The organism is Hydrogenophaga sp. (assembly GCF_051858985.1).
In the GTDB taxonomy this organism is placed as follows: domain Bacteria; phylum Pseudomonadota; class Gammaproteobacteria; order Burkholderiales; family Burkholderiaceae_C; genus Hydrogenophaga.
Genome location: NZ_JBHYGM010000002.1, coordinates 408,240 through 434,046, shown reverse-complemented (window position 1 = coordinate 434,046; position 25,807 = coordinate 408,240). Strand labels below are relative to the sequence as shown.

Below are 25,807 nucleotides of genomic sequence, written 5' to 3'. Positions count from 1 at the left end.
CACACATTTCATTTCGAAGCTTTCAAGGTCATCGGCAGTCCCGCCGCCATGAGCGTGACGCGCTCGCAAGCCGCAGCCACCGACTGGTTCAGGCCGCCGAGCGCATCCACGAAGGCGCGCACCTCACGTCCCAGGGGGATCACGCCCAGGCCGATCTCGTTGCTCACCAGCACCAGCGGGCCGGGCGCCAACCGGATGACGCGGCCAAGCCGATCGGCGGGCGCCGCGGCATCCACCGAAGCGCCTTCGGCCGGCATCAAGAGGTTCGTCAGCCACAACGTGAGGCAGTCCACCACCACCAGCGTGTGCGCGGCGCTGTGCCGGTCGATTGCCTCGGCCAGCGCCAGAGGCTCCTCGACGGTGACCATGCGCGGCACCCGCTCGGCGCGATCGCGCTGGTGCCGCGCGATGCGCTCGCGCATCTCGTTGTCCCAGGCCTGGCCAGTGGCGATCAGCACGGCCTGGTGTGCCGGCGCGTTGTCGAGCCACTGCCGGGCGAGGTTTTCCGCGCGGCGCGACTTGCCGCTGCGTTGTCCGCCCAGAATGATTTCACTGCGCGCGATCTCAACCATGGTCGCGCATCCACTGGGTGACGATGCGGTGCATCTGGTCCACGCCATCGGTGAGCGCGGCCGGCCCGGGCTGCAGGATGTCTGCCGATTTGATCTCGAACAGCTGCGCGTTCTTCACCGCGTTCACGTCCTGCCAGCCGGCACGGGCGGACACCTTCTCGGCGCGGAATTTCTTGCCGCACCACGAGCCGATGACGATGTCCGGGTTGCGCTGCACGATCTGCATGCCGTCTCCGATGATCCGGTCCTTGCCGAGAGCCTTCGACGCAAGCTCGGGGAACACATCGTCCCCACCGGCGATGCCCAGCAATTCGGAAACCCAGCGGATACCGCTGATGTGGGGCTCGTCCCATTCCTCGAAAAACACCCGCGGCCGGCGGTGGCCGCTGGCCTGCAGCGTGGCCACCTCATCGCGAATGCCGTCCAGCCGCGCTCGCGCCGCTTCGATCCACCGCAGGCCTTCCTCGGCGCAGCCCACCATCGCCGCCACCTGGAAGAGCATGGAAAAGATCTCGTCGACGCTTCGCTGGTTGAACACCGTCACCTGCACGCCGGCACGAATCAGCGTGGCGGCGATGTCGGCCTGCAGGTCGGAAAAACCGAACACACAGTCGGGCTCCAGTTCCAGGATCCTGTGGGTCTTCGCGCTGAGAAAGGCACTGACCTTGGGCTTTTCTTCCCTCGCACGGCGCGGGCGCACGGTGTAGCCCGAGATGCCCACGATCCGATGTTCCTGCCCCAGAAGATAGAGCCACTCGGTGGTTTCTTCGGTCAGGCAGACAATGCGCTGCGGGCCCAGGGCGGCGCTGTTCATGCCGCCTCCCGCGTGAGGAACAGCGATGCCACGGCCGCCGGGCTGGAGGGAAACCAGGCGTGGAAGTAACTGGCCTGCAGTGAGCCGGTCTGGTAAACGGCCTCGCCAGTCCCGCGCGCTGGTTCGGTGGTGCGCGCAGGTTGCAAAGGGGTCTCGCAGCGCGAATGGTGGAAGGTATGACCGCGCAAGGTGCCGGAAGGCAGCACCAGCTGCTGTGGACCCAGGGCCACCAGGCGCTGCTGCATGGTCACGTTCCCGGGGAGCAGGCCCCACATGGCGTGGGCCTGACCGTCCAGCGTGGTGAGTTGATCAAAGAGCGGCATCATGCCGCCGCATTCTGCCCACACGGGCCGCCCCGCCTGCACATGAGCCGCCAGGCTGGCGCCACAGGTCCGGCCCGCTGCGAGCGTGTTCACGTGCAACTCGGGGTAACCCCCTGGCAACCACACGGCATCGCACACCGGCAGTGGCTCGTCGGCCAACGGCGAGAAGAAGGCGAGTTCCGCCCCCAGCGATCGGAGCACGTCCAGGTTCGCCGGGTAGATGAAGCAGAACGCGGTGTCGCGAGCCACCGCCACAGTCTTGCCCGCCAGCAGCGCAAGCGCGGGCGCGCGAGGCGCCGGCGCATCGAACGCCACGGACCAGCGCGTCGGCGGCGGAGTCCAGGCGCGCCATGGCATCAGGCAACTCGGCAGCCACCGTCAGGCCCAGATGCCTTTCCGGCAGCGTGAACGCGGCATCGCGCATCACAGCACCCAGGAAATCGCCTGCATCGCGGGCGCTCCCACCGGCCAATGCTTCTTCAAGCATCTGTGCATGCCGCTCGCTGGCCACGCGGTTGGCCAGCACACCCGCCCAGGGCAGGCCGGGACGGAAATGCTGCAAACCGAACGCGAGGGCGCCAAACGTGCCCGCCATGGCCGAGGCGTCGATCACCGCCAGCACCGGCAGACCAAAACGTTGTGCGAGATCGGCGGCGCTGGGTTCCCCATCGAACAGCCCCATCACGCCTTCGACGACGATCAGGTCCGACTCGCAGGCCGCTTCATGCAGCCTGGCCCGCGCATCGTCCTCGCCCGTCATCCACAGATCGACGTTGTGCGCGGGCCGACCTGTGGCGAGCGCCAGCCAGTGCGGATCCAGGAAATCGGGCCCGCACTTGAAGGCCCGCACGCGCCGACCGGCGCGCGCATGCAGGCGCGCCAGGGCCGCGGCCACGGTGGTCTTGCCCTGACCGGAGGCCGGGGCAGCCACGAGAACGGCCGGGCACGCCTGTGTCACTTCTTCGGTGCCCAGTTGAGCGTCACGTACGCCGCGCGGCCGGGCTGGTTGTAGCCGTAGGCCGTCTCGTAGAACTTGTCACCGACGTTGTTCAGGCGCAGGGCCAATGACCACTCCCTGCTCAAGGCGTAGCGGGCGTGCAGGTCCACGGTGCCGAAGCCGGGCAGGCGCTGCGTGTTGGCCGCGTTGTCGAAGCGGTCGGACACCAGTTGCAAGGCTGCGCCCCAGTTCCACGCGCCCATGCGGTGGTCCAGGCTGGCCGTCAGAACCTCGTCGGCGCGCCGCTGCAATTTGAGCCGGTTGGCCTGGTTGCGGGCGTCAAGCAGTTCGAGCTGGGTGAACCAGCTCCAGTCGCCGGCCGCACCGGAGTAGGCGATGGACCAGCCCTCCATGCGTGCGCGCGGCACGTTCACCACCACCGGCTGGGTGGTGATGAAGCCGCGCACGCGGTTGTCAAAGCGGGTGAGCTTCACTTCATGCAGACCTGCGGTGTACGTGAGACCCAGTTCGCTGTTCTTGCCGCGCTCAGGCTGCGTCGTGGGATTGCCGTTGAAGAACGGTGACACGTAGTACAGCGTGTTGAACGACGGCATCTTGAAGGATGTGCCATACGCGATGTGCGGACGCCAGTTCGGCGTGAGCTGGTAACCGTAGCTCCCAAAACCGGTGGTAGCGCTGCCGAACTGGGAGTTCTCGTCGCGCCGCACGTTGGCCTGCCAGAGGTGCCGCCCTGCCTGGCCGGTGATGCCGGCGAAGGCCGCGTCCGTGGTGCGCGCGTTCACCGCGTAAGCCTGGGTGCCCGACACCGCTTCCTTGATGGACTCCAGCCCCACGAGCACGTTGCCGAGCGAGGTGTTCCAGTCGTGCTGGACCGTCCATTGCGTTTGCGCCGTGTCGAACACCGAGGGCGCGCCGGGCGCACTGTAGCTGTCGGACTTGTCGTCGCTGCGCGAAAGGCTGAGCCGGGTGCGCGAGTCGGGCGACCACTTGCGCTCCAGGCCCCAGGCGGCCACGCGGGTGGTGGCCACCGATCGCACGTCGAACGTGCCCGGCCCCTGGTCGAAACGGCTCACGCTGTCGGCTTGCGTGAACTGCACGTCGGTCGTCCACCCGGGCGCCATCGCCCAGCGCAGCGACGCAGCCAGGCTGTCCTGATCGAATCCGTCCTTGTCGGGGTTGTGGTTGCCGAACGCGACCCTGGGGTTGGTGGACGAAAAACCATCCTCGCGCAGCGTGCCCAGGCTCAGGTTGTAGGTGACGGTGTCATTGCCCCCGCTCAGCCCGGCGGTGGCGGCGCGGTGCCCGAAGCTGCCCAGCGTGACGCTGGCCTGAGGATGGAAGCCCTTCTGTCCGCGCTTGGTGAAGATCTGCACCACACCGCCCACGGCATCGCTCCCGTAGAGCGCGGACGCCGGGCCCTTGAGCACCTCAATGCGGTCGACGGCGCTCAGGGGAATGTTGTCGAGAACAGCCGATCCCGCGGTGCTGGAGCCGTATCGAACGCCGTCGATGAGCAGCAGGACGTGGCGGGTTTCGGTGCCCCGCACGAACAGGCCCGATTGTTTGCCGAGCCCTCCGTTGGCGCTCATCTGCAGGCCAGCGCGGCGCGCCAGCAACTCGGACAACGAACGACCCGCCGATTGCTCGATGACGTCGGATTCGATCACCACGACATCGCTCAGCACGGCGTCGGTGCGGGTTTCCACCCGCGTGGCGGTGACCACCATTTCCTTGAGCAAGGCGACGGTTTCGGTCTGGGCGTGGGAAGGGAAAGCGGCCAGCGTGGCCAGGGGCAGCACGGCCAGGGGCGCGCGCAGATTGCGGTTTTTCATGAAAAGAGAACACAAGCTTGAGTGCCCTCACCGTCTTCCCCGACGGTGCATGGGCGTCACGGCAGCACGCCCGTTGCCGGGCGCACCACCACCTTGTTGGCCGGTATCCGGGCTGGCAGAACAACCTTCATCGCCTTCCCAGACGACAGGCGATGTCGTCCAGTGGCTGCGTGATGAAAGCGGAGTGGCCGTGGCAGGGTGTGCCGGGCTTCTCGTCTGCTTACCGTTGCGGGGGCAGCGCAGGTTAGGTCCGTCCCGTGGGACATTCCCTCCTGCTTCCCGTTGAACTGCGGCATGTGAACCACACCGCGAGCACCAACAGCGGGCATTCTAAGCCGCAGCGGCTCGAGCCAACCCTACAATGCGAAAACTGCGAACCCTCCGACCATGGCCGATCCCAAGCACCTTGACCAGATCTCCGAGCGTGTGGAGCGGCTGCTGCTGCGCCATGAGGAACTGCAGCGCACCAACTCGCTGCTCGTCGAGCAGGTGCAGGCCCTGCAGGCCGAACGCGATTCGCTCAAATCCCGGCTGATGGCAGCCCGCGCGCGCATCGACGCGCTGCTCGACCGCCTGCCCCCGGGCATGGCCGATGCCATCAAAGGCACACCCAAGGAACGTACATGAGCAAGCCCGGCAGCAAGCAGATCGAAGTGCAGATCATGGGACAGAGCTACCTGCTTTCCTGCCCACCCGGCGGCGAGGCATCGCTGCTCGATGCGGTGGAGCGGGTGGACACCGCGATGTGCCGCATCCGCGATGCTGGCAAGGTCAAGGCGCGCGACCGCATCGCGGTGCTGGCCTCGCTCAACCTGGCGTTCGAGCTGTCTCAGAAGGAAGCCGTGGCTTTCCAGGCGTCTTCCTTCGGCCAACCCGAGAACAGTGCGTTCGCCGAAGCCGGTGGTGCGTTCGACAGCGAACCGCTGGACCCGCAGACGCAGGCCCGCGTGGACGAACTCATGCGCCGCCTGGACCAGACGCTCGACAAGGACGGTCGACTGCTCTGAAGCACCGCTCGTCCATCGCGGGCTTTTCTCGACCGATGGTCCACATCCTGCGCACACCGCGCCTACAATTCAAACCGTCTGCAGTGCGCGCCGGGCTTTATATTTCCTTGAACCAATGCTCATAGAGCCCGGGCTTGGTACATTGCGTGGCTGGTGCGAGCGTCTCGCGTCAGACGAACCCGAAGCCACGCTGCCCTCGCCCACCTGAACCCCGGTTCAGGATGCCGGTCCGGCGGCACTTGCAGACACCCTTCATGCCTTTCGAACCCCTGCTGATCATTGAGCTGGCCGCACTCGGTGTGGCCACTGGATTCCTCGCCGGCCTGCTCGGCATTGGCGGGGGCATGCTGATGGTCCCGTTCATCACCTTCATCCTGGCCGGGCGCGGCGTCGAGGCGGACCTCGCGGTCAAGATGGCCATCGCCACGTCCATGGCCACCATCATCTTCACCTCCATCTCCAGCGTGCGCGCGCACCACAAGCGCGGTGCCGTGCGTTGGGACATCGTCAAGGGCCTGGCCCCAGGCATCGTGCTCGGCTCCATCGCCGCCAGCCTGGGTGTGTTCGCCTTGCTCAAGGGTTCGTGGCTCGCGCTCTTCTTCGCAGCGTTCGTGGGCTTCTCGGCCACCCAGATGCTGCTCGACAAGAAACCCAAGCCCACGCGCACCTTGCCCGGCACACCAGGGCTGGTGGGCGCCGGTGGCGTGATCGGATTCCTCTCTGGCCTGGTGGGCGCGGGTGGGGGCTTCGTCAGCGTGCCCTTCATGACCTGGTGCAACGTCAGCATCCACAACGCGGTGGCAACGAGTGCCGCACTCGGCTTTCCGATCGCGCTGGCCAACGCTGTGGGCTACGTCATTGCCGGCCAGGGTCTGAAGGACCTGCCAGCCGGTTCGGTGGGCTACATCTATGTGCCCGCGCTGGTGGTGATCGCCAGCGTGAGCGTGCTGATGGCGCCGCTGGGCGTGAAGGCGGCGCATGCGCTCCCGGTGAAATCGCTCAAGCGGGTGTTCGCCGGGCTCTTGTACCTGCTCGCCGCCTACATGCTCTACAAGGGAATAACAGCCTAGAGCTGCCGATCGGCCACCACGATGCCATCTTCGTCGGCGTAGAGCCAGTCCCCGGGCCGCACCCAGACTCCCTGGATTCGAACGACCACGTCGCGCTGGCCCTCGTTGCGGCGCTCCGTGGGAAGCGGCACGCTGGCCAGTGCGCAGATGCCGGTGTGGCATTGAGCGAGTTCGGCCACGTCGCGCACGCAACCGTCGATCACCACGCCGGCCCAACCGTTGCGCGCAGCGGCGGCACCCAGGTTGCCGCCGAGCAGTGCGCGACGCATCGAAGCGCCGCCATCAACCACAAGCACCCTGCCCTCACCCGAGCTCTCGACCGCCGACTTCACGAACGAGTTGTCCTCGAAGCATCGGACCGTGACGACCGGGCCAGCAAAACGCGTCACCGCGCCAAAGCTTTTCCACACTGGCGGGAGTACGCGGAAGCTGCCGCTGGTGTCGTTCTTGTGGACGTCGCACAGGTCACAGGTGGCTTTGAATGGCGTGGAGGTCATGGCGAAAAAGAGCGAAAAGGTGAGACGAAAACCGTGAAGCATTGAAGCAGAAACCACGCTTGAACCACAGGGGAAAAGCACCCCGGCCGAGGGCGTGGGCTCGCCCATGCCCCGCAAGTGTTGTTTTCCCGGCCAAAAACCGCCGCTTCCCTTGCGCAATGCTTGAAAAAAACGCGCTCTCCACCTTGGATTGCGCGTGCAACTCCATTAGCATCCGAGACACCAGTGAGAAAGCGCGTTTTCCGCTGGGAAAGCAAGTCAACTTCTAGAAGGAAATTCAACCATGGCAACTGCGAAAAAAGCTCCCGCTAAAAAGGCGGCTCCGGCCAAGAAGGCCGCTCCTGCGAAGAAGGCCGCTCCGGCCAAGAAGGCCCCCGCGAAGAAGGCTGCTCCTGCGAAGAAGGCGGCACCTGCCAAGAAGGCCGCTCCGGCGAAGAAGGCTCCTGCCAAGAAGGCCCCTGCCAAGAAGCGCACCCCCAACGCCGCGTTCATGAAGGCGCTGACCCCCAGCGCTGCCCTGGCCGCGATCGTGGGCAGCAGCCCCCTGCCCCGCACCGAAGTCACCAAGAAGATCTGGGACTACATCAAGAAGAACAAGCTGCAGGACTCGGTGAACCGTCGCATGATCAATGCCGACGCAAAGCTCAAGGAAATCTTCAAGAAGGCCCAGGCCTCCATGTTCGAAATGACCAAGCTGGTCAACGACCACCTGAAGTGATCCCTTCCCGCGCGCCCCATCGCGGTGCGCAGGTTCCCAGCAAAGCCGGCAACCGCCGGCTTTGCTGTTTTTTGCGGGGGCAGATGCGGGCCTCGCGGCGCACATGTGAGAAACTGCAACCAGATGCAAATACCCCCTCAGGCATGACTCCGAGCACCCCATCTCCGACCGCGTCCACTCCCGTCCAGAACGGGCATGTGGAGGCTGTGCCGCCCCTGCCCCAGCAGCGGCACAAGGTGGTTCTGGTGCTCGATCTGGTGGAGTCCGTGCGCCTCATGGCTGCCAATGAGGCCGCCGTCATCAACCAGTGGCGCGGCTTCATGCACCACGCCACCACCCAGGTGCTGCCCAGCTGCCACGGCCGGCTCGTCAAGAGCCTGGGCGATGGCCTGCTGGCCGAGTTCGATCAGCCCACCGAGGCGGTGCAGGCGGCCCTGGCGCTGCACCGCTACTTTGCGCCACTCAACGAGACACTGCCGCCGGCGCAACAGCTCCACCTGCGCGCCGGCATCAACGCCACCCATCTGTATGTGGACGAGAACGATGTGTACGGCCAGGGCGTGAACCTGGCCGCGCGCGTGGCCGATCTGGCCTCGCCGGGCGAGACGCTGGTCACCAGCAGCGTGTTCGACGGCATCGTGGTCGGCGTGGACGCCGAGGTGGAAGACCGGGGTGAGAGTTACCTCAAGCACTGGCCTGAACCGGTCCGCACCTGGCAGCTCTACCCGGTTTCGAGCGGCTCCGCCGCCGTGCGCCCGCGCGTGCCCGAGGGCGTGGCCGCCGACTTCCGGCCTTCGATTGCGGTGGTTCCGTTCGAGACGCGCAGCCACGCGGCCGAGCAGTACGTGATCGGCGAACTGATCGCCGATGGTGTGATCAGTCAGCTCTCGCGCAGCCAGAATCTGCGCGTGATCTCGCGCATGTCGACCACGGCCTTCCGCGGACGACAGCGCTCAGCCGACGAGATCGGCCAGCGGCTCGATGCCACCTTCGTGCTCGGCGGCAGCTACGTGACATACGGCGACAAGGTCGTGATCATGGCCGAGCTCTCCGACAACCGACGCGGTGAAGTGATCTGGGCCGACCGGCTCACGGGTGACACGAGCGATCTCCTTGATTCGCAGAGCACCCTGCTCGACGCGCTGTGCGACGCCTGCGCCAAGGCGCTGCTCAACGACCTGGTGCAGCGCACCCTCGTGCTGCCCGTGCCGCAGCTCGACAGCAATGCGCTGATGCTGGGCGGCATCACGCTCATGCACCGCTCCACGCCGCGCGACCTGCAGCGCAGCCAGCAACTGCTGGAGGCCGTGGTGCAGCGCCACAAGCGGGTGGCCACGCCCTGGGCCTGGCTGGCCAAGTGGCACATCATGCAGGTGGTGCAGGGCCTTTCCGGTGAGCCCGCACGTGACTTCCGGCGTGCGATCGACACCGCCGATCGCGCGCTGGATCTGGAGCCCTCCAGCTCGCTGGCCATGGCCATCAAGGGTCATGCCCTGTGTCACCTGGGCGAGGACGTCGACGCGTCGCGCCGGCTGTTGCTGGAAGCCACGCAGAGCAACCCGAACGACCCGATGGCGTGGCTCTACAACAGCGTGTGGTCGACGATGTGGGGAACACCCGAAGACTCGATGAACGAGGCAGAGAATGCCTTGCACCTCTCACCGCTGGATCCGCAGAAGTACTACTTCGAGATGATGCTGGCCAACAGCTACCTGGCCCTTGGAAGGCTCGAGCAGGCCATCGAGCTGTGCCGCTCCTCACTGCAGAAGAACCGCTTTCACCTGCCCACCATCCGGGCCCTGCTCATTTGCCAGTACGAGCTGGGCCAGATCGAGGAAGCGCGCAAGACCTTCGAGGTGATGCGTGCGCTGCAGCCTGGCCTCACCCTGGCCAAGTACATGGCATCGGGAAGCCAGAGCCCGGTGCGCCAGCGCGCCGCCAAGGCGCTCGCGGGGCTCGGCCTGCCCCATCATTGAAACCAGCAAGGAGTCGATATGAGCGGAGGTGTCAGCGGAGGCGTGAGCGGTGGCGTCAGCGGCGGTGTCAGTGGCGGCGTGAGCGGTGGGGTGAGCGGAGGCGTCAGTGGCGGTGTGAGCGGCGGTGTGAGTGGCGGCGTGAGCGCAGCTGTGGTCTCCGCCGATGCGCTCATCCTCAGCCGCGCCGCGATCGTCGGGCCGTTCCAGGGTTCCAGGCTGCATGTGAACGAGCCTGGGTTCAATCAGCCGGACAACCTGGCACTGTGGGCGGACGGACCGCGCCAGGAGGCGGTGTTCAGCGAACTCGTGGAAGGCCTGCTGTTCAAGACGCGGGCGGCCCAGAAGGATGCGTCGCTGGAGTTCGCCAATCTCCAGTCGGCCAGCGCCCAGAAGAAGACCCTGGTTCGGCTGCGTGCGCCCTCGAAGGCACAGTTCCAGAAGCAGCTGGATCTGGTGGCCGCCTATGCCGATCTTCGCGCCGACCGGGCCGCCGAAATCGTGGACCAGATGGCGCCGCCCATCCTGTTCTTTTCCGCTGTCGTGGGCCTCACGGCGCACCGCCACAAGAAGACCCTGCAACTGATCGATCTGGTCTTCTCGCTCGCCGTGCTGGTGGAAATGCGCTTCAAGCAGATCTTCGCCAGCATCCGCCCGGTGCAGTTCTCGCCGCAGATCCAGCCGATGATCGAAACGCCCGGGCACGGCAGCTGGCCCAGCGGCCACGCAACCGAGGCCTTTGCCGTGGCGGTTCTTCTAGAAGCGCTGATGAATGCAGCCCCTGACGCTGGCAATCCACCCAACGGGACGCGCAATCACGAGCAACTGCAGCGCCTGGCCGCACGCATCGCCACCAACCGGGTGGTTGCCGGTGTGCACTACCCCGTCGACAGCGCGGTGGGCCGGCTGCTGGGCACCGCGCTCGCTGAATTCCTGGTCGCCCGCGCCACCGGCACGCGGGTGCATGAACGCGGCTTCGATGGCCGCCTGTTCGAAGGCCCCAACGGCGAACCGCTGGATTTCAGCCTGCACCAGTCGATGAACGACACGCACGGCCACGCCTACACGCGATCAGCGGGCACGGTGGCCGTGGGCAACGCGCCGCTGTTGAACTGGCTCTGGAAGGAAGCGCTCAAGGAGTGGAAATGAGCGCGCCGGACTGGACGGCGCTGCCCACCGGTGTTTTCACCGGCATCCACTGGAGCGCGCCGGGCGAAATCGACGGCAAGGACCCGTACCTGGCCTGGGCCGAAGCCGACCACTTCGCTGGCTACCGCAAGGGCCGAGGTCAGCGGCCGCCGAAGTGGCTGCCCATCGTGATCGAACTCAGCCCCGGCGCTGACGTGCCTGCCCTCGTGGCGGCATCGTCCACCGCCTGGCTGCAGATTCCCCGCGTGTACCTCATCGTGCCAGGCCTTCGCTTCTGCAGTGCGCGGGTGAAGCCGCGCTTCTTCCAGCGCATGCGCCAGAGCGCACACCTGCGTGGCCTCATCCTGCGCCTCGAGCTCGGCCTGCCCGTGGATGAACACGCCAACGCCATCATCGATCCGTGCACCCACGGATGCCATCCCATTGCGCCGCCGCACCTGCTCACCGGGCCTGTGATGGGTTTGATCGACGGTGGGCTGGCGGTGGCCAACAGCGCCTTCCTCGACCCGAATGGCTGCACCCGGGTGAAGCACTTCTGGCGCCAGGACGCTTACCAGAACGGCAACTGGCCCGGCAACGAACCGCGCCACCGGCAACCGCTGGACCCTGCACGCGCCGGCCCGACGCCGCGCGACATGGGCTATGGCCATGAACTCTCGGGCGCTGCCATCGACGCGGCCATGGCCTTCTACACGCGGAATCAACAACTCGACGAAGACGCGCTCTACCGGCACCTTCAACTCTGGGACCTGAGCAAGCCCGTGAACCACGGCACGCACGTGGCCAGCCAGGCCTGCGGGGCTGGGAATCTGCTGCACCCGGCCGACGACCCGGCCAGCCGCTGCGACATCGTGGCGGTGAAGCTGGACTGGTCCAATGTGCTCGACACGTCGGGCGGCGCCATGAATGTGAGCGTGCTCGACGGCCTGATGTACATCCTCGCGCGTTGCGCGCCGAGCGCCCAGGTGGTGGTCAACATCAGCTGGGGCACGCTGGCTGGTCCGCACGACGGCAGCTCGATCCTGGAAGCGGCCATGGATCAACTCATCGACCTCTACGCCGGGCGGCTGCACATCGCCGTTCCGGCGGGCAATGCCTACCAGAGCCGCACGCACGCCAACGGCGAGCTGCAACTCGGGCGCTCGGCCGAACTGCACTGGCGCATTCAACCGGACGACCGCACGCAGAGCTTTCTGGAAATCTGGCTCGGCAAAGGCGCAGAGAACGTGACGATCACCGTCACACCACCGGGGGGTGGGCCAGCCCTGCCCGAGCGCGGCATCGGCGAGTCGGGCGTCTGGCTGGGCGAAGGTGGGCAGCCGCTGTGCGGCCTGATCTTTCCCAACGATTCCGCACTCGGCAGCCGCGGCACCTGCGCGCTGCTCGCCATCGCGCCCACCTTCAGCCGGCGCGCGGGCAAGGCCACGGCGCCTTTCGGGGTGTGGAAGGTCACGCTGACCCACCACCGCGGCCAGCCGGTGGTGTGGGACGCCTACATCGAGCGCGACGACGTGGCGCTGGGCGTGAACACCGGCGCGCGTCAGTCGTACCTGGAAGACAAGCTCTACGACACCAGCGGCAACATCCACGCCTTCGTGGACGATCCCGCCAACCCGACCCTCATCCGGCGCAGCGGCACCTTCAACAGCCTCTCCACCGGCCAGCGCACGGTGAGTGCGGGGGGCACGCGCCGGCATGCGTCGCCGAGCGGCCACTTTGCGCTCTACTCGCCACGCCGCCCGGACCCGGACCCCGGCCGACCGCAGCGTCCTTTCGTGAAGAAGGTGCCCGACACGCTGTACCCGAGCGACGACAACCCGGCCTTGTGGGGCGTGCTGGGTGCGGGGAGTCTGAGCGGCAGCGTGGTGCGACTGGCGGGCACCAGTTCGTCGTCGCCGCAACTCGCGCGCGGCCTGCTCAACGGCGATTGAATGTCTACCAGCGCGCCGGCAAAGGTTTGATCAACCAGATCCAGCGGTCGCGCACGGCGATGTAGCCGCCGGTCTCCAGGTCTTTCAGCAGGCGGCTCACCATCTCGCGCGAACAGGCCAGGTGCTGCGCCATCTGCTGGTGCGTCAGGCGCTCGCGCAGGCAGCGCTCTCCGTGCTCGTCGGGCACACGGGCCATCTCGTTGAGCAGCCGCACGAGCCGTCCGTAGACATCGATCAGGGCGACACTGCGCGCGCTGTCGGTCGCCAGGCGGGCGCGTCGGATGAGCCGGGCCATGAGTTCCAGCGCGAACTCCGGTTGTGAAGCGATGTAGTCCAGCAAGGTGGCGCGCGAAACCACCGCGCAGGTGCTGGCTTCAGCCGCTTCCACATTGGCCGAGCGGGGTCCCCCATCGAGCGACATCTCACCCACGTACTCAAGCGGTCCGTACATGCCCAGCGTGAGTTCGCGGCCCTGGTTGTCGGAGACGAAGGCGCGCAGCCGGCCTTGCAGCACGATGTAGAGCGTGTCGCCGGTCTCGCCTTCCTGGATCAGCAAGGCCCCACGGCGGTACCGCCGCGAAACGCCGAGGGCGGCAAGGGCTTCAATGTGGAGGGAACTGGGGGGACGGGTCAGGGCGACAGCGGCTGCAGGCATCCAGGCTCACGGGTGGGAAAACTCCGTGGCATTGTGCGGCATGGGCGTGATGATGCGCAAGGCAGGCACCACCGGCGGCAGGCTGTTGATGCGGTGCAGGAGCCGGCGGATGCTTGGGGCGCCGGCCTTCTCCCGCAGCGTCTTGATCTGGCTGCGCACGGTGGATTGCGCAACGCCGTGCTGCTTCGCGATTTCCGGGATCGCCAGACCGCGGCACAGGCCCATGAGCACGGCTTCCTCGCTCGGGCTCAGGTTGAGCGTGCGCGCAAACATGCGCACCGCCAGGTTGTCGCAGGTGCTCTGGCGAGAGAGCAGCACCAGCACCGAGGGCGGGTCCGCCTCCAGCGGGTGGCTCAGTGGGGTGAAGGCCATGGAAAGCTCACGGTCGCCCTGCGTCATGAGCAACAGCCGGCGCTGGCCCCGGAAAGACGCCTCCATGGCCTGCTGGATCTGGCCGGTGAAGCCCGCATTGCTGCCCAGCAGGCTGTTGCCGTAGGACATGATCACGCGGCCACTGGCCAGTTCGTGGCGCGCGAGGTGGTTGGCGTGCAGGATGCGACCCTGCGCATCGATGACCAGCATGCCGTAGTCGATCTCGTCGAAAACCCGCATGAGCACCTGCTGACCCAGGACGGGTCGTGGGTCGGACTTCTCCAGCGGGGTGTCGGCGCTGCCGCTCCAGACTGCATCCGTTGTTTGCCACATGCCGAGCCCCTTGTTGATGGATGGCCCAGTCTAGGCAGGCGGGTGCGCCTCAGGGTGTGTGCAGGTACCCCCGCCTTTGTGATCTATTCACATTCCTGGGCGCAGGGCGTTCTGCCGGATGGCGCTCAGCGTGCCGCGCGTGGTGATCACGTCGACATCGAGCATCACCTCGATGACGCTGCCGCCGGGCGCCGCCAGGGCGCGCTGCAACGCGGCTTCGAACTCGGCCGTGTGCGTGATGCGCTCGGCGGTGTAGCCGTAGGCGCGGGCCAGCGCACAGAAATCCGGGTTGGTGAGTCCCGAACCGCTTTCGCGCGCCGGGTACTCGCGCTCCTGGTGCATGCGGATGGTGCCGAAGCTGCCGTTGTTGAGCAGCAGCACGATGCTCCTGGCGCCATGTTGAACGGCCGTGGCGAGCTCCTGGCCGTTCATGAGGAAGTCGCCGTCGCCCGCAATGGTGAACGCGGTGCGCCCGGTGAGGATGGCCGCGCCGATGCCCGCTGGCACGCCGTAGCCCATGGCCCCGTTGGTGGGCGCGAGCTGCGTCTTGTGGCCCTTGACCAGGCCGTGGTAGCGAAAGAACCGGTGCAGCCAGCTCGCGAAATTGCCGGCGCCGTTGGTGAGCACGGCATCTGCCGGCAAGTGCCGCTGCAGCGTGTGGATGATCGCAGGCATGTCGATGGTGCCCGGCAACACCACGCCGCCGTTGGCTGGATCGATGTTGGCGAGGTAGTCTGCGTGGCAGGCCTGCGTCCAGGCACTCCAGGGTACTTCGGGCGGCGCCGTGAGCACCTCCAGGCTGCGCGCGGCGGCGTTCATGGTGGCGTTGATCGCCAGCGTGGGCTGGTAGACGCGGCCCAGTTCTTCGGCGCTGGCGTGCACGTGCACCAGTTTCTGCCTGGGCAGCGGCGCCTCGATGAGCGTGTAACCACCGGTGGTGGATTCACCCAGGCGCGGACCGAGCGCGATCAGCAGATCGCTTTCGCGCACACGGCGTGCCAGCGCCGGGTTGATGCCCAGGCCCACATCACCAGCGTAGAGCGCATGGTGGTTGTCGAAGGTGTCCTGGAAGCGGAAGGCGTTGGCCACGGGCAGTTGCCAGTTCTCGGCGAAACGTTGCAGCGCAGCGGCCGACTGCGGCGTCCAACCGCCGCCACCCGCAATGAGCAGAGGGCGTTCGCTGGCCAGCAGAAGGCTTCGCAACTCGCGCAACGACCCGGGATCGCTCCAGGCCTGCACGGGCTCCACGCGTGGCAGCGGGAGGGCGTCCACCGTCTGCGTGAGCATGTCCTCCGGCAGCACCAGCACCACCGGGCCGGGTCTCCCATTCATCGCAGTGGTGAAGGCCCGCGCCACGTACTCCGGAATGCGTCGCGCGTCGTCGATGCGCTCCACGCGCTTGGCCATGCCGCGCGTGGACGGCCCGAAGAAAGAGGCATAGTCCACTTCCTGGAAGGCTTCGCGGTCGCGCGCGTCACTCGCCACATCGCCCACGAACAGCACCATGGGCGTGGAATCCTGGAACGCGGTGTGCACGCCGATGGAGGCGTTGGTGGCACCTGGTCCCCGCGTCACGAAGCACACGCCCGGTCGACCGGTGAGCTTGCCCTGCGCCTCGGCCATGAAAGCCGCGCCGCCTTCCTGCCGGTTGGTGACGAACTGGATGCGCCCGGCGTGGGCGTGAAAGCCGTCCAGCACGGCGAGGTAACTCTCACCCGGCACCCCGAAGGCGTGCGTGACACCCTGGGCGATCAGGCATTCGACGAGCAGGTGACCGGCGATCTGGGGCATGCGATTGACTTTATTAACCTATTGGTGAATTATCCGGGCATGAGCTCTGCACCCACACCCCTGCTCGAAGAGCGTCTGCGTGACGCAGACCGATCCCAGAATACCATCCTGATGGCCGCCCGCGACGAGTTCGCAGAGCACGGACTCGGGGGTGCCCGCATGGACCGCATTGCCGAGCGGGCAGGCCTGAACAAGCGCCTCATCTACTACTACTTCGAAGACAAGGAAAAGCTCTTCCAGGCCGTGCTGGAGCAGGTGTACCGCGACATCCGCGAGCGCGAACGCGAGCTCAACCTGTTGCACCTCAAGCCCGAGAGTGCCGTGCGCCGGCTGGTCGAGTTCACCTGGAACTACTACCTCGAGCACCCGGAGTTCCTCACCCTGCTCAACAGCGCCAACCTGCACCGTGCGCGGCATCTGCAACAGTCCGAGCGGGCGCGTCAGCTCAACTCGCCGCTGGTGGCCACCCTCGGGGAAATCCTGGAACGCGGGCGCGTGGAGGGGACGTTCCGGGGCGGGATCGATCCGGTGCAGCTCTACGTGTCGATCGCCGGGCTGTCGTACTTCTACCTCTCCAACAACCACACGCTTTCGGCCATCTTCGGGCGCGACCTCATGACGCCCAAGGCGCACAGCGAACGGCTCTCGCACATGTGCGACGTGATCCTAGGGTATGTCCTTAGAAGCTGAGCGACCGGGCGCCTTGACGCTGCGATTTGCGCCTCCTACGATTCACCAGTCAGTGAATTAACCCTGGAGACAACGCATGAAGACCGTCCTGCCCTTTCGCCAACTGTTGATCACCTCCCTGCTGGCCCTGGCCTCGACCAGCGCCCTCGCCCAGTGGAAGCCCGACCGTCCGATCACGCTGATCGTGCCCTGGGCGCCAGGCGGCTCCACCGACCAGGTTTCGCGCGTGACCGCGGCCGAGCTTGAGAAGCACCTGGGCCAGAAGATCGTCATCATGAACCAGCCCGGCGCATCGGGTTCGGTGGGCACCAAGAACGCCATGGCCGCACCGGCCGACGGCTACACCTGGACCGCGGGTGGCGCGAAGGACCTGGGCACCTACAAGGTGCTGGGCATGCTCGACACGTCTGCCAGCGACTGGAACCTGTACCTGAACGTGGCGCACATCGCCGTGGTGGGCGTCAACGCCGACACGCCGTACAAGACCATGCCCGAACTGCTCGCGGCCATGAAAGCCAATCCGAACAGCATCTCGGTGGCCACGGCCGGCGTGAACTCCAGCGGCCATTCCGCCATCGAGGCGCTTTCTCGCGCGGCCGGCGTGACCTACAAGCACGTGACCTACGACGGTGGGGCCCCCGCCGCAGTGGCCGCAGCCTCGGGCGAAACGCAGGTGACCACGCAGCTGGCCGCCGAGCAGACCGACATGATCCGTGCCAAGAGGATCCGCCCGCTGGCGGTGGTGGGTGACAAGTCGATCGAGATCGAAGGTTTCGGCACCATCCCGCCGCTGTCGCAGTTCATCCCCGGCTTCAAGGACCCGATCAACTACTTCGGCATCTTCGTGCCCAAGGCCGCGCCGCCTGAAGTGAAGCAGACGCTGGACCGGATCTGGGCGACCGAAATGTCCAAGAGCGAGGCGCTGCGCAAGTACGCGCAGTCGCGCGGCGCCATGTTTGCCCCCATGGCGGGCGACGATGCGCAGAAGGCGGTGTTCCCGGCCATCCAGTCCTACGCCTGGACGCAACAGGCCGCCGGCAAGGCCAAGGTGTCGCCCGACACCGTCGGCATCCCCAAGCCCTGAGCTGACGCACCGGAACATCACATGACCGAGGGCGGAACAACCGCCCGCTCCGACCTCTGGGGCGGCGCGGCGTGGACGGGCTTTGGCCTGTTGATCCTGGGGGAATCCCTGCGCATGGACCGCTACGAGGCCATGGGCGCGGTGCTCTACACCATGCCGGGTTTCGTGCCCGGCATGCTGGGCAGCGTGGTGGCCCTGCTGGGCCTGGTGCTCATGCTGCGTGGCTGGCGCCGCAAGCTGCGCGAGACGGCGTCGGGCGAAGACGCCGTGGGGGTCTTCAACCGGCGCATCGCCATCACCATGGCGCTCAGCCTGGTGTACGCGGGCCTGTTGATCGGGCGGGCGCCGTTCTGGCTCGTCACTGCCCTGTTCGTCACCGCGTTCGTGGCGAGCTTCGCGCCGGACGACCAGCCCCTGGCGCGCCGCGCCACCGTGTCCGTGCTCGCCGGTGTCCTCACTTCCGCGGTGGTGACGCTGGTGTTCCAGTACGTCTTCCTCGTCCGCCTGCCCTGACCCCTCCCCATGTTCGACGGACTGCTCCTATTCGGCCATTCGATCGTTCGCTTCGGCACGCCGGAGACGATCTTCTTTGCCCTGCTGGCCTCGCTGGTCGGCGTGGTCATGGGCGCCCTGCCCGGCCTCACGGCCACCATGTCGCTGGCGTTGATGACCACGCTCACGATCAAGCTGCCCCCCGAACAGGCGCTGCTGATCCTCATCTGCACCTACGTGGGCTCCATCTACGGCGGCTCGCGCTCGGCGATCCTGCTCAACATTCCGGGCACGCCGGCATCGGCCGCTTCATGCCTCGATGGCTACCAGCTCGCCCGCCAGGGCATGGCCGGGCGTGCCATGGGCATTGCCACCACCGGTTCGGTCATGGGCACGTTGATCGGCATGTTCTTCCTGGCCGCGTTCACACCGGTGCTGGGCGGCCTGGCGCTCAAGTTCGGTGCCTACGAATTCTTCTGGCTCGCGCTGTTCGGCGTGATCATCGCGGGCACGCTCACGGGTGACGATCCGCTCAAGGGCTGGATCGCCGGCATCGCGGGCCTGTTCATCGCCACCATCGGCCAAGAACCGCAGTACGGCTACGAGCGTTTCGCCTGGGGCGTGCGAGATCTGGCGGGCGGCATCCAGCTGGTGCCCGCGCTGGTGGGCGCCTTCGGTTTTGCCGAGCTGCTCACCGCCATGCGCAACCGGCAGGCGCCGGTGAAGATCAGCGCGTTCGACACCGTGATCCCGAAACTGCGCGACGTGGCGCAGTACTGGCGCACCATCCTGCGCTCGGGCCTCATCGGCACTGGCGTGGGCATCGTGCCCGGCGTGGGCGAGGACGTGGCGGCGTGGTCTTCCTACGCCGCGGCCAAGCGCGCCAGCAAGGAAAAGGAAAAGTACGGCAAGGGCTCGGTGGAAGGCCTCATGGCCGCGGAGACCGGGGACAACGCCTGCGTGCCCGGTGCCATGATTCCTGTGCTCACACTGGCCATTCCCGGCTCGGCGCCCGCTGCCGTGCTGATGGCGGCCATGATCATCCACGGCGTCAAGCCAGGGCCGCTGATCATGGTGGAGAACCCCCAGTTCGTGTACGACGTGGTGGCCATGATGCTGTTCGCCACCATCGGCATCCTCATCTACGGGCTGGTCCTCACCAAGGCGCTGGTTCAGGTGCTGCGCGTTCCCCAGCACCTCATCGTGCCCATCATCTTCGTGCTCTGCGCGGTCGGCAGCTTCGCCATCGCCGGCCGGCTGTTCGACGTGTACGTGATGCTGGCATTCGGCCTCATCGGCTTCTTCCTGCGGCACTTCGGCTACCCCATGGCGCCGCTGGTGCTGGGCATCGTGCTGGGCGACCTGCTCGAGAAGAACCTGCGCCGCGCGCTCATCCTGTCCGATGGCGACCTCTCCCCCTTCTTCACGCGGCCCATCGCCGGCACGGTGGCCGCCATGATCTTTGCCACCATCGGGTGGAAGCTGTGGTCGCTGTACGGGCGCAAATCCTCAGCCAGGGCCGCACCATGAAGCTCTCCCTGTGCAACGAAGTGCTGCTGCCGCTGCCCCTGGACGCGCAATGCCAGGCCGCAGCACGCATGGGCTACGACGCGCTGGAAATCGCCCCTTTCACGCTGCCGGGTGACCCCGAGTCGCTCGACACCGCGGCCGCGCACAAGGTTCGCGGCACCCCTCACAGCCATGGCTTGTCCGTGTCCAGCCTCCACTGGCTGCTCGTGAAACCCGAGGGGCTTTCACTGGTCACCGACGACCAGGCCCTGTTGCGCCGCACGCTGGACCTGCTGCGCCGGCTCATCGACTTCACCGCCGCCTGCGGTGCCAGGGTGCTGGTGCACGGGTCGCCGAAGCAACGTTCGCCGGCGCCCGGCCAGAGCGTGGCCGATGCCACGCTGCGACTGGAGGCCGCGCTGGCCGAACTCGCGCCCCACGCGCAGGCGGCAGGCGTCGTCTACTGCCTGGAGCCACTGGGCCGCTTTGAAACTCCGGTGATCAACACCGTGGCCGAGGCCGCCGCGCTGGTCGACCGCGTGGGCTCGCCCGCTTTGCGCACCATGCTGGATGTAAGCGCCGCTTCGCACAGCGAGAGCGAGCCGGTGCACGACGTGCTGCGGCGATTTCTCGCCAGCGGCCACATTGCCCATGTGCAGCTCAACGACCGCAACCGTCGTGGCCCCGGCCAGGGCGACACCGACCAGCGCCCGGTGCTGCAGGTCCTCAAGGCTAGCGCCTACACCGGCTGGGTGGCCGTGGAGCCCTTCGAATACCTGCCTGACGGCCCGGCCTGCGCCGAAGCCTCCGCGCGCCACGTGCGCGATCTCTGGAACACACTGAAATGACCGCCCCAGCCCTGCGCATCACCGAGGTGCTGCTGTCGCAACGCCATGTCACGCTTCGCCTGCCGTTCCGGTTCGGCGCGGCCACCGTCACGCAATGTCCCCAGGCCTTCGTGCGCGTGCGCGCCGAGTTGGGCGGCCGAACCTTCGAGGGCGCCAGTGCCGAGTTGATGGTGCCGAAGTGGTTCGACAAGTCGCCCGCCCTGACGCACGAGCAGAATTTCGAGCAACTTCGCGAGTCGCTTCGCAATGCCCGCGACGCCTGGCTGGCCACGGGCGAGGCCATGAGCCCGCACGCCCATTCACAGATCGCCAGCGAAGGCGCGCTGGGCGTGTCGCTGGCCAGGGGCCTGCCGCGCCTGGCGGCCCAGTTCGGTCCGGCGCTGTTGGACAAGGCCGTGGCCGACGCCGCCCTGCGCGCTGCGGGTCTTTCATGGGTGGACGGCCTGCGTGCCGGCGTGCTGGGCGACCCATGGAGCCAGCGGCTCGATCTGGCACAGCCCACCCACGTGGTGTTGCGCCACACCGTCGGCCTGGCCGATCGCCTTGCCGACGACGAGCCCGGCCCCGATCCGCAAGACGGCCTGCCCGCGACGATGGAGTCCGCCATCCGCCGGCATGGTCTGCACCACTTCAAGCTCAAGCTCAGCGGCCAGGTCGATGCCGATATGGACCGCCTCGCGCGCATCGCCGCGGTGCTGCAGCGTCTGGGTGTGGACTACCGCGCCACGCTGGATGGCAACGAGACCTTCGCCGACGCCACGGCCCTCGGTGACCACTGGCGAGCACTGCAGGCCAGTCCGACCCTGGCCGATCTCCTTCGGCGCACGCTGCTGCTCGAACAGCCGCTGGCCCGTGCCGTGGCGCTGAAGGAGTCCATCGCATCGCTGCCCATCGATGTGCCCGTCATCCTGGACGAATCGGACGATCACCCCGCCGCGTTCGAAGAGGGCCTGTCCCTGGGCTACCGCGGCATTTCCAGCAAGGCCTGCAAAGGCATCTACCGCTCGCTGGCCAACGCGCACCGCATCGCCAGCGACCCGCGGCTGCTGCTCTCTGGCGAAGACCTCACCTGCCAGGCGGGGCTGGCCGTGCAGCAGGACACCTTGCTGGCGGCCAGCCTGGGCGTGCGGCACATTGAACGCAATGGCCATCACTATGTTGACGGCTTTGGCACGGCGCCGGCTGAAGAGGCACGCGCTTTCGCCCAGGCACACGCGGGCCTGTACGACACAGACCCCCACGGCCGGCCCCACCTTGCGGTGACCGGCGGCCGGATCGACATCGCCTCGCTGCACACCCCGGGCTTTGCCAGCGCAGCCACGCCGCTGTGGCACAGCCTGGACGCCATCCACTGAACTCACCCTGCCTTCACGGAGATCCCACATGGCAACCAAGAAACTCGGCCTCATCATGCACGGCGTGACCGGCCGCATGGGCATGAACCAGCACCTGATCCGGTCCATCTGCGCCATACGCGCGCAAGGCGGCGTAGCGCTCTCGAATGGCGACAGGGTCATGCCCGACCCGATCCTGATCGGCCGCAACGCGGAGAAGATGGAAGCCCTGGCCAAGACCCACGGCATTGCTCGCTGGGGCACCGACCTCGACGCCGCCCTTGCCAACCCGGACGACACCGTGTTCTTCGACGCGGGCACCACGCAGATGCGCCCCACCCTGCTCGCCAAGGCCATCCGCGCCGGCAAGCACGTGTACTGCGAGAAGCCCATCGCCACCAACCTCAATGAAGCGGTGGAGATCGCGCGCCTGGCCGAAGCCTCGGGCCTCAAGCACGGCGCCGTGCAGGACAAGCTGTTCCTGCCAGGTCTGCGCAAGCTCGACATGCTGCGCCGCGCCGGCTTTTTTGGCCGCATGCTCAGCCTGCGCCTGGAGTTCGGCTACTGGGTGTTTGAAGGCGACCTGCAGCCCATCCAGCGCCCGAGCTGGAACTACCGGTCGGAAGACGGCGGCGGCATGATCCTGGACATGATGTGCCACTGGCGCTACGTGCTGGACAACCTGTTCGGCGAGGTGAAGTCGGTCTCGTGCCTGGGCACCACGCACATCCCCCAGCGCTGGGACGAGGCGGGCAAGCCGTACGACTGCACCGCCGACGACGCCGCGTATGCCACCGTCGAACTCACCGGCCACAACGGCGAGCCGGTCATCGCGCAACTCAACATGAGCTGGGTCACCCGCGTCAATCGCGAAGACCTCGTCACATTCCATGTCGACGGCACGCACGGCTCGGCCGTGGCCACGCTGACCGGCTGCAAGGCGCAGAGCCGCGTGAACACGCCGCGCCCGGTGTGGAACCCCGACGTCAAGAACAGCATGAACTTCTCCGAGCAGTGGCAGGACGTGCCGGACACGCAGGTCTACGACAACGGCTTCAAGATCCAGTGGGAGCACTTCATCCGCCACGTGGTGGAAAACGAACCGTACAAGTGGACGCTGCCCGAAGGCGCCAAGGGCGTGCAGCTGGTGGAGGTGGCGCTGCAAAGCTGGAAAGAGCGCCGCTGGGTCGACGTCGAGCCCCTGAAAGTCTGAACCCATGGCCCTCTCACTCCAACTCCCCAACGCCTCCGGGAAGATCGAGGCCTACACCCTGCGCGGCAGCACACCGGTGAAGCCCGCTGCCGGCGTGAAGTTCAACCGCATCGCCTATTCCGCCGCGCACGTGGTGGCCGACCCGCTGGCCGCCATCGACCCCTGGCTGCAATGCGCGGTCGACTGGGACGCGACCATCGCCTACCGCCAGCGGCTGTGGTCGCTGGGCCTGGGTGTGGCCGAGGCCATGGACACCGCACAGCGCGGCATGGGCCTGGACTGGCCGACCTCGCTGGAACTCATTCGCCGCTCGCTCGACGCTGCGAAGGACGTGCCGGGTGCGCTCGTGGCTTCCGGCTGCGGCACCGATCACCTGGTGCTGGAGCAGGTGAAGACGGTCGAGGAAGTCATTGCCGGCTACGAAGAGCAGATGGCCGCCATCGAGAAACTCGGCGGAAAGCTGATCGTGATGGCCAGCCGTGCGCTGGCCCGCGTGGCCAGAAGCCCAGCCGACTACGAACGCGTGTACGACCGCATCCTCAGCCAGGCAAAACAGCCCGTGGTGCTGCACTGGCTGGGCGACATGTTCGATCCGGCGCTCAAGGGCTACTGGGGCAGCAACGATGTCGATCAGGCGATGGACACCGCGCTGGCCGTGATCGCCGCGCACCCCGACAAGGTGGACGGCATCAAGATCTCGCTGCTCGACAAGGACAAGGAGATCGCCATGCGCCGGCGCCTGCCGGCTGGCGTGCGCATGTACACCGGCGACGATTTCAACTACGCCGAACTGATCGCCGGCGATGGCCATGGCAAGGAAGTGACCCATGGCCAGAGCGATGCGCTGCTCGGCATCTTCGACGCCATCGCGCCCGCCGCCAGCGCCGCGCTGGGCGAACTGGCGCAGGGCAACCTGCAGAAGTTCCACGACATCCTCGGCCCCACGGTGCCGCTGTCGCGCCACATCTTTGCCGCGCCCACGCGCTTCTACAAGACCGGCGTGGTCTTCATGGCCTGGCTCAACGGCCATCAGAGCCACTTCACCATGGTCGGTGGTCAGCAGAGCACGCGTTCGCTTCCCCACTTCGCCGAACTTTTCCGCCTCGCCGACGCCGCCAACCTGCTGGAGCAACCCGAGCTGGCCGTGCAGCGCATGAACACGCTGCTGGCGCTGCACGGAGTCGACTGATGCGCGATTTCTCGCAAGACCACCGCTGGCTCTCCATCAACACGGCCACGGTGCGCAAGAGCCATGGCCAGGACCAACCGCTCACCGACATCATCGAAGACTGTGCGCGCCTCGGCATCCGGGCCATCTCCCCCTGGCGCGATCAGGTGGCGGCCAGCGGCCTCAAGGCCGTGAGCGACCTGGTCAAAGCCCACGGCCTGAAGCTCTCGGGCTATTGCCGCGGCGGCATGTTCCCCGCCACCGACGCCGCCGGCCTGCAGGCCGCGCACGACGACAACCACCGCGCCGTGGACGAGGCCTGCGAACTCGGCGCGACGTGCCTCGTGCTGGTGGTCGGCGCCCTGCCCGGCGCGCTGGCTGGCAAGTCTGCCCACAAGGACATCGCACGCTCACGCCAGCAGGTGCAGGACGGCATCGGCGAACTGCTGGGCTACGCGAAAGCCAACGGCATGCCCCTGGCCATCGAGCCCCTGCACCCGATGTACGCGGCAGACCGCGCGTGCGTGAACACCCTGGAACACGCGCTCGACCTCTGCGACCTGCTGGACCCCACGCAAAGCGGCGCGCTCGGGGTGGCGCTGGACGTGTACCACGTGTGGTGGGACCCGAAGCTGCAGGCACAGATCCAGCGCGCTGGAAAGAAAAGACTGCTGGCCTTCCACGTGTGCGACTGGCTCACCCCCACCACCGACCTGCTCAACGACCGCGGCATGATGGGCGACGGCGTGATCGACATCCCGCGCATCCGCGGCTGGGTCGAAGACCAGGGCTATGACGGCTTCAGCGAGGTAGAGATCTTTTCCACCGGAAACTGGTGGAAACGGGATCGCCATGAGGTGCTCAAGACCTGCATCGAGCGGCACCGCAGCGCCGTCTGAGCGGTCACTCCGATTCAGGTCAACCAACCACCCTTCACCCGAGCAAGGTGGACCGCAAGGTGTGGACGAGGAGCGATTTGCTGGTGTTCGCGCTCGCCAGCGCAGAGAAGACCCAGTTCAATGCCATCGCCAACCCAAATCAGCGAAGCGCCACGCTTTCGGTGCTTGCAGAGAGCGACTTGGCGCCCGCCGAAGCGCCGCGTGCCTGCAATTCGTCGGGCAGCAGGAAGGTGCCCGACGTGCGCTGCTGCATCCGACGCTGCTCGCCGCGTTCGGTGATGTCGTTGAGCACGGAGACGAACCACATCAGCAACAGGCCAGCCGCAGCGGCCGACAGCCAGATCCAGAGGTGGGAAAAGTAGCTCTGCCATGAGTCGTCTCTGCGGTTGGCCAGGTGGGTGTTCATGTGGTTCATGCTGGGCTCCTCGGGGCGTTGTGGGTGTTGGACGCATGATTCCAGCGCGCCACGCGCCAGCGTGTCGGTACAGGGCGGCGCGTGCTGTAGGACGATGCTGACGCTCGACCACGCGAACCGGGCAGGGAGCACGCCACCTGCCCCTTGGGGCAGTGTCCAA

The 25,807-nt window shown here is 66.9% G+C and carries 24 protein-coding genes, 1 other RNA gene, 1 pseudogene and 1 riboswitch; of the genes and pseudogenes, 17 read left to right on the top strand and 9 right to left on the bottom strand.

Translation table 11 applies throughout. The annotated features are described in order from the left end of the window. Positions 1 to 8 precede the first annotated feature (8 nt). The 4 genes and pseudogenes from ACTIEY_RS08465 to ACTIEY_RS08450 all read right to left on the bottom strand — a co-directional run bounded on the left by ACTIEY_RS08465 (position 9) and on the right by ACTIEY_RS08450 (position 4,499). Entirely contained in the window at positions 9 to 572 is a 564-nt protein-coding gene (locus ACTIEY_RS08465) for a bifunctional adenosylcobinamide kinase/adenosylcobinamide-phosphate guanylyltransferase (protein WP_439518677.1), read from the bottom strand. Further along, positions 565 to 1,386, bottom strand: a complete 822-nt coding sequence (locus ACTIEY_RS08460) for an ABC transporter substrate-binding protein (RefSeq protein WP_439518676.1) — start codon at positions 1,384 to 1,386, stop codon at positions 565 to 567. The genes ACTIEY_RS08465 and ACTIEY_RS08460 overlap by 8 nt, the downstream gene beginning before the upstream one ends. After that, positions 1,383 to 2,682: pseudogene (locus ACTIEY_RS08455) on the bottom strand (cobyrinate a,c-diamide synthase). Before ACTIEY_RS08455 ends, ACTIEY_RS08460 begins: the two are co-directional and overlap by 4 nt. Next, a complete protein-coding gene (locus ACTIEY_RS08450; protein ID WP_439518675.1) occupies positions 2,664 to 4,499 on the bottom strand; it encodes a TonB-dependent receptor domain-containing protein in 1,836 nt (611 codons plus the stop codon). The pseudogene ACTIEY_RS08455 and the gene ACTIEY_RS08450 overlap by 19 nt, the downstream one beginning before the upstream one ends. A gap of 81 nt (positions 4,500 to 4,580) precedes the next feature. After that, a riboswitch (cobalamin riboswitch) is annotated at positions 4,581 to 4,834 on the bottom strand. Between the two features lie 52 nt (positions 4,835 to 4,886). Between ACTIEY_RS08450 and ACTIEY_RS08445 the strand changes: the two genes are divergently transcribed. From ACTIEY_RS08445 to ACTIEY_RS08430, 4 genes are all read left to right on the top strand, one after another. After that, on the top strand, positions 4,887 to 5,126 hold the full coding sequence (locus tag ACTIEY_RS08445; protein WP_439518674.1) for a DUF904 domain-containing protein: 240 nt from the start codon (positions 4,887 to 4,889) through the stop codon (positions 5,124 to 5,126). Continuing rightward, positions 5,123 to 5,506: a cell division protein ZapA gene (locus tag ACTIEY_RS08440; RefSeq protein WP_439518673.1), complete on the top strand. Its 384-nt coding sequence runs from the start codon at positions 5,123 to 5,125 to the stop codon at positions 5,504 to 5,506. The genes ACTIEY_RS08445 and ACTIEY_RS08440 overlap by 4 nt, the downstream gene beginning before the upstream one ends. Positions 5,507 to 5,578: 72 nt before the next feature. Further along, a non-coding RNA gene (ssrS, locus tag ACTIEY_RS08435) (6S RNA) lies at positions 5,579 to 5,758 on the top strand. A 2-nt stretch (positions 5,759 to 5,760) separates the two neighbouring features. Further along, positions 5,761 to 6,576, top strand: coding sequence for a sulfite exporter TauE/SafE family protein (locus tag ACTIEY_RS08430; protein WP_439518672.1), 816 nt, complete (start codon positions 5,761 to 5,763; stop codon positions 6,574 to 6,576). On the opposite strand, the gene rraA is transcribed toward ACTIEY_RS08430, so the two are convergent. Further along, complete coding sequence (rraA, locus tag ACTIEY_RS08425; RefSeq protein WP_439518671.1) at positions 6,573 to 7,073, bottom strand: ribonuclease E activity regulator RraA; 501 nt, start codon at positions 7,071 to 7,073, stop codon at positions 6,573 to 6,575. The genes ACTIEY_RS08430 and rraA overlap by 4 nt on opposite strands. Positions 7,074 to 7,356: 283 nt before the next feature. Between rraA and ACTIEY_RS08420 the strand changes: the two genes are divergently transcribed. From ACTIEY_RS08420 to ACTIEY_RS08405, 4 genes are all read left to right on the top strand, one after another. Continuing rightward, the gene (locus ACTIEY_RS08420; protein WP_439518670.1) at positions 7,357 to 7,791 is read left to right on the top strand and encodes an SWIB/MDM2 domain-containing protein; all 435 of its coding nucleotides are present in this window, start codon (positions 7,357 to 7,359) and stop codon (positions 7,789 to 7,791) included. 143 nt (positions 7,792 to 7,934) lie between these two features. Continuing rightward, complete coding sequence (locus ACTIEY_RS08415; protein WP_439518669.1) at positions 7,935 to 9,767, top strand: adenylate/guanylate cyclase domain-containing protein; 1,833 nt, start codon at positions 7,935 to 7,937, stop codon at positions 9,765 to 9,767. 18 nt (positions 9,768 to 9,785) lie between these two features. After that, on the top strand, positions 9,786 to 10,913 hold the full coding sequence (locus ACTIEY_RS08410) for a phosphatase PAP2 family protein (RefSeq protein ID WP_439518668.1): 1,128 nt from the start codon (positions 9,786 to 9,788) through the stop codon (positions 10,911 to 10,913). Continuing rightward, a complete protein-coding gene (locus ACTIEY_RS08405) occupies positions 10,910 to 12,844 on the top strand; it encodes a S8 family serine peptidase (protein ID WP_439518667.1) in 1,935 nt (644 codons plus the stop codon). The genes ACTIEY_RS08410 and ACTIEY_RS08405 overlap by 4 nt, the downstream gene beginning before the upstream one ends. A 4-nt stretch (positions 12,845 to 12,848) precedes the next feature. On the opposite strand, the gene ACTIEY_RS08400 is transcribed toward ACTIEY_RS08405, so the two are convergent. From ACTIEY_RS08400 to ACTIEY_RS08390, 3 genes are all read right to left on the bottom strand, one after another. Beyond that, positions 12,849 to 13,499, bottom strand: a complete 651-nt coding sequence (locus ACTIEY_RS08400) for a Crp/Fnr family transcriptional regulator (protein ID WP_439518666.1) — start codon at positions 13,497 to 13,499, stop codon at positions 12,849 to 12,851. 6 nt (positions 13,500 to 13,505) lie between these two features. Further along, complete coding sequence (locus ACTIEY_RS08395; RefSeq protein ID WP_439518665.1) at positions 13,506 to 14,204, bottom strand: helix-turn-helix transcriptional regulator; 699 nt, start codon at positions 14,202 to 14,204, stop codon at positions 13,506 to 13,508. A gap of 87 nt (positions 14,205 to 14,291) precedes the next feature. Next, positions 14,292 to 15,995 (bottom strand): thiamine pyrophosphate-binding protein, encoded by a 1,704-nt coding sequence (locus ACTIEY_RS08390; RefSeq protein WP_439518664.1) that lies wholly within the window; start codon positions 15,993 to 15,995, stop codon positions 14,292 to 14,294. A 39-nt stretch (positions 15,996 to 16,034) separates the two neighbouring features. On the opposite strand from ACTIEY_RS08390, the gene ACTIEY_RS08385 reads away from it, so the two are divergent. From ACTIEY_RS08385 to ACTIEY_RS08345, 9 genes are all read left to right on the top strand, one after another. Continuing rightward, positions 16,035 to 16,685, top strand: a complete 651-nt coding sequence (locus ACTIEY_RS08385) for a TetR/AcrR family transcriptional regulator (RefSeq protein WP_439518663.1) — start codon at positions 16,035 to 16,037, stop codon at positions 16,683 to 16,685. Between the two features lie 76 nt (positions 16,686 to 16,761). Continuing rightward, complete coding sequence (locus tag ACTIEY_RS08380; protein WP_439518662.1) at positions 16,762 to 17,769, top strand: Bug family tripartite tricarboxylate transporter substrate binding protein; 1,008 nt, start codon at positions 16,762 to 16,764, stop codon at positions 17,767 to 17,769. 21 nt (positions 17,770 to 17,790) lie between these two features. Further along, positions 17,791 to 18,282, top strand: coding sequence for a tripartite tricarboxylate transporter TctB family protein (locus tag ACTIEY_RS08375; protein ID WP_439518661.1), 492 nt, complete (start codon positions 17,791 to 17,793; stop codon positions 18,280 to 18,282). 9 nt (positions 18,283 to 18,291) lie between these two features. After that, a complete protein-coding gene (locus ACTIEY_RS08370) occupies positions 18,292 to 19,791 on the top strand; it encodes a tripartite tricarboxylate transporter permease (protein ID WP_439518660.1) in 1,500 nt (499 codons plus the stop codon). Further along, a complete protein-coding gene (locus tag ACTIEY_RS08365; protein ID WP_439518659.1) occupies positions 19,788 to 20,618 on the top strand; it encodes a sugar phosphate isomerase/epimerase family protein in 831 nt (276 codons plus the stop codon). The genes ACTIEY_RS08370 and ACTIEY_RS08365 overlap by 4 nt, the downstream gene beginning before the upstream one ends. Then, the gene (locus tag ACTIEY_RS08360; protein WP_439518658.1) at positions 20,615 to 21,973 is read left to right on the top strand and encodes an enolase C-terminal domain-like protein; all 1,359 of its coding nucleotides are present in this window, start codon (positions 20,615 to 20,617) and stop codon (positions 21,971 to 21,973) included. The genes ACTIEY_RS08365 and ACTIEY_RS08360 overlap by 4 nt, the downstream gene beginning before the upstream one ends. A gap of 28 nt (positions 21,974 to 22,001) precedes the next feature. Beyond that, positions 22,002 to 23,165: a Gfo/Idh/MocA family protein gene (locus ACTIEY_RS08355; RefSeq protein WP_439518657.1), complete on the top strand. Its 1,164-nt coding sequence runs from the start codon at positions 22,002 to 22,004 to the stop codon at positions 23,163 to 23,165. 4 nt (positions 23,166 to 23,169) lie between these two features. Then, entirely contained in the window at positions 23,170 to 24,354 is a 1,185-nt protein-coding gene (locus ACTIEY_RS08350) for a dihydrodipicolinate synthase family protein (RefSeq protein WP_439518656.1), read from the top strand. Beyond that, positions 24,354 to 25,232 (top strand): sugar phosphate isomerase/epimerase family protein, encoded by an 879-nt coding sequence (locus ACTIEY_RS08345; RefSeq protein ID WP_439518655.1) that lies wholly within the window; start codon positions 24,354 to 24,356, stop codon positions 25,230 to 25,232. The genes ACTIEY_RS08350 and ACTIEY_RS08345 overlap by 1 nt, the downstream gene beginning before the upstream one ends. 139 nt (positions 25,233 to 25,371) lie before the next feature. Here the strand turns inward: ACTIEY_RS08345 and ACTIEY_RS08340 are convergent, their stop codons facing one another. Further along, entirely contained in the window at positions 25,372 to 25,647 is a 276-nt protein-coding gene (locus tag ACTIEY_RS08340; RefSeq protein ID WP_439518654.1) for a hypothetical protein, read from the bottom strand. Positions 25,648 to 25,807: the final 160 nt, after the last annotated feature.